The organism is Sphingorhabdus sp., assembly GCF_046596595.1.
In the GTDB taxonomy this organism is placed as follows: domain Bacteria; phylum Pseudomonadota; class Alphaproteobacteria; order Sphingomonadales; family Sphingomonadaceae; genus Sphingorhabdus_B.
The window spans coordinates 1-4,893 of record NZ_JBKJMB010000110.1; the positions used below are offsets into that span (position 1 = coordinate 1).

The following is a 4,893-nucleotide window of genomic DNA, read 5'->3' on the forward strand; positions in this document are numbered from 1 at the left end:
GAGCCATGGCAGGCCATAGCAAATTCAAGAATATCCAGCATCGCAAGGGTGCGCAGGACAAAAAACGTTCGGCGCAATTCTCCAAACTTTCGCGCGAAATTACGGTTGCAGCGAAAATGGGCATGCCCGATCCGGACATGAACCCGCGGCTTCGACTTGCGGTCAATGCGGCCAAGGCGCAATCGATGCCCAAGGACAATATCCAACGCGCAATCGACAAGGCGGCTGGTGGCGACGCCGAAAGCTATGATGAAATGCGTTACGAAGGCTATGGTCCGGGCGGCGTTGCGATCATTGTCGAGGCACTGACCGACAACCGCAACCGTACCGCGACCAATGTGCGCACGGCATTCAGTAAAAATGGCGGCAACCTTGGCGCGTCGGGCGCCGTCAGCCACGGTTTCGACCGGATGGGCCTGATTACCTACCCCGCAAAGGCCGGTGACGCCGACAGCGTGTTTGAAGCCGCGTTAGAGGCTGGCGCGGAAGACGTGGAGTCCAGCGAAGACGAGCACAGCATCTGGACCAGCATGGATGCGCTGCACGAAGTCGCCAAGGCGCTTGAGGCGACGCTTGGCGAGGCCGAAAGTGCCAAGCTTGCCTGGAAACCGCAATTATTGGTCGAAGTCGACGAAGCCAACGCCGCGACCTTGCTCAAGATGATCGACGCATTGGAAGATGATGATGACGTCCAGACTGTCTGGGGCAATTTCGACGTGTCTGACGAGGTAATGGCCAAGCTTGGATGAGTAACTACTCCCCTCCCAAAAGCGGGGGGGGGGAGCACTCAAATCACCGTTCGCATCGAGCGTCGTCGAGATGCATATGTGCCGGATTGGTGTCTCGACTACGCTCGACACGAACGGATATAGGGTATGACAATGTTCTGCGTGACTCCCTCCTCTAGCTCCTCCCGCATGCGGGAGGGGAACAAGCCATGATCATTCTAGGTCTTGACCCCGGCCTTGGCACGACCGGCTGGGGTGTCATTCGCAAGGAAGGCAATCGCCTGTCACACATCGACAATGGCGAGATTGAAACCGATCCCAAATTGCCCTTAGCCAACCGCCTCGTGGTGCTCGATGAAAAGCTGCATGCGGTGCTTGATCATTTCCGCCCCGATTGTGCCGCCGTCGAAGAAGTGTTCGTCAACAAGAACGCGCAATCGACATTGAAGCTTGGGCAAGCGCGCGGTGTCGTCCTTTTGGGTGCGGCGCGCAACCGGACGCCGGTCACCGAATATGCCGCGCGGTTGGTAAAAAAATCGGTCGTCGGCACGGGCAAGGCGGAGAAAGAGCAGATTCAGGCAATGCTGCGCATCCTTTTGCCGGGGTTGAAACTGGCTGGGCCCGATGCAGCCGATGCCCTGGCGGTGGCCATCACGCACGCGCACCATACCAGGGGATGATAAGTTCACGCTGAGGCGCGGAGAGCGCAGAGAATACAGTCCGCAAAGCGGCATGTTTAAATCTCTGCGCCCTTTGCGCCTCAGCGTGAAAAAATCTTCTCCTGTTCCCGCGATGTTCTCTTTTGCTTGCCGATGTGGGAACGAACAGCTAACCCGCAGCAATGATTGCAAAGCTTTATGGCCGGATTGACGAAACGGGCGTTGACCATCTGGTCATCGATGTCAGCGGCGTCGGCTATCTGGTGCAGGCAAGCGCGCGCACGCTCGCGGCGCTTGGCAAGACCGATGATTTCGCAACAGTATTCACCGAAATGCAGGTCTCGGAAAACGACATGCGCCTCATCGGCTTTGCGACGCGCGAAGAACGTGACTGGTTCCGCCTGTTGACCGGCGTGCAGGGCGTTGGCGGCAAGGTAGGGCTTGCCATATTGTCCGCCATCGAACCCGCTGATCTCGCGCTGGCCATTGGCAGCGGCGATGCGGCGATGGTCGCACGCGCGAACGGCGTCGGGCCAAAACTTGCGAGCCGGATCGTCAATGAATTGAAGGATAAGGTTGGCGCGCTCGCAGGGCTAGGCGACGGCGCGAAGCTGGCCGCCATAGGCGCAGCGGCCGGCAACCACGCAAGCGACGCCATGTCCGCACTGGGTAATTTGGGCTTCAAACCCGGCGAGGCAGGAAGCGCAGTTGCGCAGGCGGTCGAGGAGTTGGGACCGGATGCGACGCTGGATGCGCTGGTGCGGCTCGCGTTGAAGAAGGCTTCGCGGTGAGCGCACGCCATAACCCCTTTCTCCATCGTCACCCTGAACTTGTTTCAGGGTCCATCGGGCAATCCAGAACTGACGGCGAGAGGCGCGCATGACTGAAGACGACCGCATCACCACGCCCGACAAGCGTCCCGAGGATATCGACGCGGCATTGCGGCCGAAAACGCTCGCCGAATTTATCGGGCAGGCCGCCGCGCGGGACAATTTGCGGGTGTTTATTGAGGCGGCAAAGGGGCGCGGACAACCGCTCGACCATGTGCTGTTCTTTGGCCCTCCGGGGCTTGGCAAGACGACCCTAGCGCAGATTGTCGCCAAGGAAATGGGCGTCGGATTTCGCGCAACATCAGGCCCGGTCATCGCGAAATCGGGCGACTTGGCCGCATTGCTCACCAATCTCGAAGATGGCGACGTCCTGTTCATTGACGAAATCCACCGCTTAAGCCCGGTTGTTGAGGAAATCCTCTATCCCGCGATGGAGGACCGCGCGCTCGATATCATGATCGGCGAAGGGCCCTCGGCACGGTCGGTGCGCATTGATTTGCCCGCCTTCACGCTTGTCGGCGCGACCACGCGGCAGGGGCTGCTGACAACGCCGCTGCGTGACCGTTTCGGCATTCCGGTGCGCCTGAATTTCTATACCCATTCGGAGCTTGAGCTTGTCGTCACGCGCGCCGCGCGGTTGTTGGATCTGGGCATTGCGCCAGACGGTGCGAACGAGATTGCCAAGCGCGCACGCGGAACGCCGCGGATTGCCGGGCGGCTTCTGCGCCGGGTGCGCGACTTTGCCAATGTTGCAGGCGAGCCCGTTGTCACCGCAAAGATCGCTGACAATGCGCTCAACCGGCTTGAGGTCGATGCGCTTGGCCTTGACGCGATGGACCGGCGTTATCTGCATATGATTGCCGACATCTATCGTGGCGGACCAGTTGGGGTCGAGGCACTTGCCGCTGGCCTGTCCGAACCGCGCGACACGATTGAAGATGTGGTTGAACCCTATTTGCTTCAGCTTGGCCTAATTGCCCGCACGGCACGCGGACGCTGCCTCAATGCGCCGGGATGGAAACATCTTGGCCTCAACCCACCAGCAGGTTCTCAGGACGGGTTGTTTGATAAGTGAAGCTGTACAGAGCCGCGCCGGCGACCAACCGAGCGTGCGCAAACTAAAAGCCCTTCACGCCGGACTCCACAACGGTTAAGCAAAACACGCAATGCCGATGCCCCATCCCTATCAAGGTCATTTTGACGGAACCCGGCACCTGTTTGCGGTGCGCGTCTATTTTGAGGACACCGACTTTTCCGGCGTCGTCTATCATGCGCGCTATCTGCATTTCATGGAACGCGCGCGGTCGGACATGCTCGCCTGTGTCGGCATCGACCAACGCAGCGTGCATGCCGATGGCCAAGGCGCTTATGCGGTCACCGAAATACATATGAAATATCGCCGCCCTGCGCATTTTGACGATGCGCTGGTGGTTGTCAGCACAGTCGAGGCGGTGCGCGCGGCCAGTTGCGACATTCATCAAACCGTCATGCGCGGTGACGAAATACTGACCGAGGCGCAAGTAACAGCAGCCTTTGTTTCACCCGAGGGCAAGGCGCGCCGTCAACCCGCGGCATGGGTCGCAGCGTTCCAGCCGATTATACATCGACCCGCAGAATAGGATATCCATGGACCTGCTTATCGCGACCCAAAATATGGGGTTTTCACCCGTTAAACTGTTTCTTGATGCCGACCTGGTGGTCAAGGCGGTTATCGTCGGCCTTGCGTTCGCGAGCGTCTGGGCTTGGACGATCATCATCAGCTTCACGCTCAAAATGTCGGGTATCAACCGCCAGAGCGAAAAGTTTGAACGCGAATTTTGGGCGAGCAGCGACATCGGTGCCTTTTCCAAGACGCATAGCCAGAATGAATTGCCCGTTGCCAAGGTGTTTGCCGCTGGCATGGCGGAATGGCGGTTGTCGACCAGTGGCAAGAGCATTGATCGTGCAGGAACCCGTGAGCGGCTTGCGACAGCGATGGACGCGACGATTGCAGCGGAAACCGACCGCCTCGCCAACCGATTGAACTTTCTTGCCACAACGGGATCAGTCGCGCCGTTTGTGGGACTGTTCGGAACAGTCTGGGGCATCATGCGCAGCTTTGCCGCGATTGCCGCCGAGCAAAATTCAAGCCTTGCGGTGGTCGCACCAGGCATCGCTGAGGCATTGTTTGCCACCGCAATTGGCCTGTTTGCTGCCATTCCTGCGGTTATCGCCTATAACCGCTTCTCGCATCGGTTGAACCAATATGAGGCAAAGATGGGCCGCTTTGCCGATGGCTTCCACGGCACGTTAAGCCGCGAGCTGGAGCTTGAAGTATGAACGCAATCATTGCTCCGTTCGCTCCGTCCGGGTCGAGCACTTTCCTTCCCCCGTTCGTGTCGAGCGTAGTCGAGACACAAATAAGGCACGCCCGACCGCATGGCATCTCGACAGCGCTCGATGCGAACGGATTTAGGAATATTTTGCAGGGCCCCGCAACATGGCGATGAACACCTCATCAGGTGGCAGTGGTGGCCGCGGACGCAGACGCGGTAGCCGGCGCGCACCGATGGCCGATATCAACGTCACGCCCTTTGTCGACGTGATGTTGGTCCTGCTCATCATCTTCATGGTGACGGCGCCGTTGCTGGTAACTGGCGTACCCGTCGAGTTACCGGAAAGCCGCGCCAACGCGCT

Annotated in this window: 7 protein-coding genes; all 7 read left to right on the plus strand. The window is 59.2% G+C overall.

Annotation, left to right across the window (positions count from 1 at the left end; translation table 11 throughout):
- Positions 1–5: 5 nt before the first annotated feature.
- Positions 6–749 (plus strand): YebC/PmpR family DNA-binding transcriptional regulator, encoded by a 744-nt coding sequence (locus ACLL9E_RS10990; protein ID WP_411291782.1) that lies wholly within the window; start codon positions 6–8, stop codon positions 747–749.
- Between the two features lie 188 nt (positions 750–937).
- A complete protein-coding gene (gene ruvC / locus ACLL9E_RS10995) occupies positions 938–1,408 on the plus strand; it encodes a crossover junction endodeoxyribonuclease RuvC (RefSeq protein WP_411291776.1) in 471 nt (156 codons plus the stop codon).
- 161 nt (positions 1,409–1,569) lie between these two features.
- Positions 1,570–2,178 carry a Holliday junction branch migration protein RuvA gene (ruvA, locus tag ACLL9E_RS11000; protein WP_411291777.1) on the plus strand — a complete coding sequence of 203 codons (609 nt, stop codon included), beginning with the start codon at positions 1,570–1,572 and terminating at the stop codon, positions 2,176–2,178.
- Positions 2,179–2,266: 88 nt separating this feature from the next.
- Entirely contained in the window at positions 2,267–3,292 is a 1,026-nt protein-coding gene (gene ruvB, locus ACLL9E_RS11005; RefSeq protein ID WP_411291778.1) for a Holliday junction branch migration DNA helicase RuvB, read from the plus strand.
- A gap of 91 nt (positions 3,293–3,383) precedes the next feature.
- Entirely contained in the window at positions 3,384–3,836 is a 453-nt protein-coding gene (locus tag ACLL9E_RS11010; protein WP_411291779.1) for a YbgC/FadM family acyl-CoA thioesterase, read from the plus strand.
- Between the two features lie 7 nt (positions 3,837–3,843).
- Positions 3,844–4,536: a protein TolQ gene (tolQ, locus tag ACLL9E_RS11015; protein WP_411291780.1), complete on the plus strand. Its 693-nt coding sequence runs from the start codon at positions 3,844–3,846 to the stop codon at positions 4,534–4,536.
- Between the two features lie 160 nt (positions 4,537–4,696).
- Positions 4,697–4,893, plus strand: a 197-nt coding sequence (locus ACLL9E_RS11020) for a biopolymer transporter ExbD (protein ID WP_411291781.1), incomplete at its 3' end; no start/stop codon positions are given.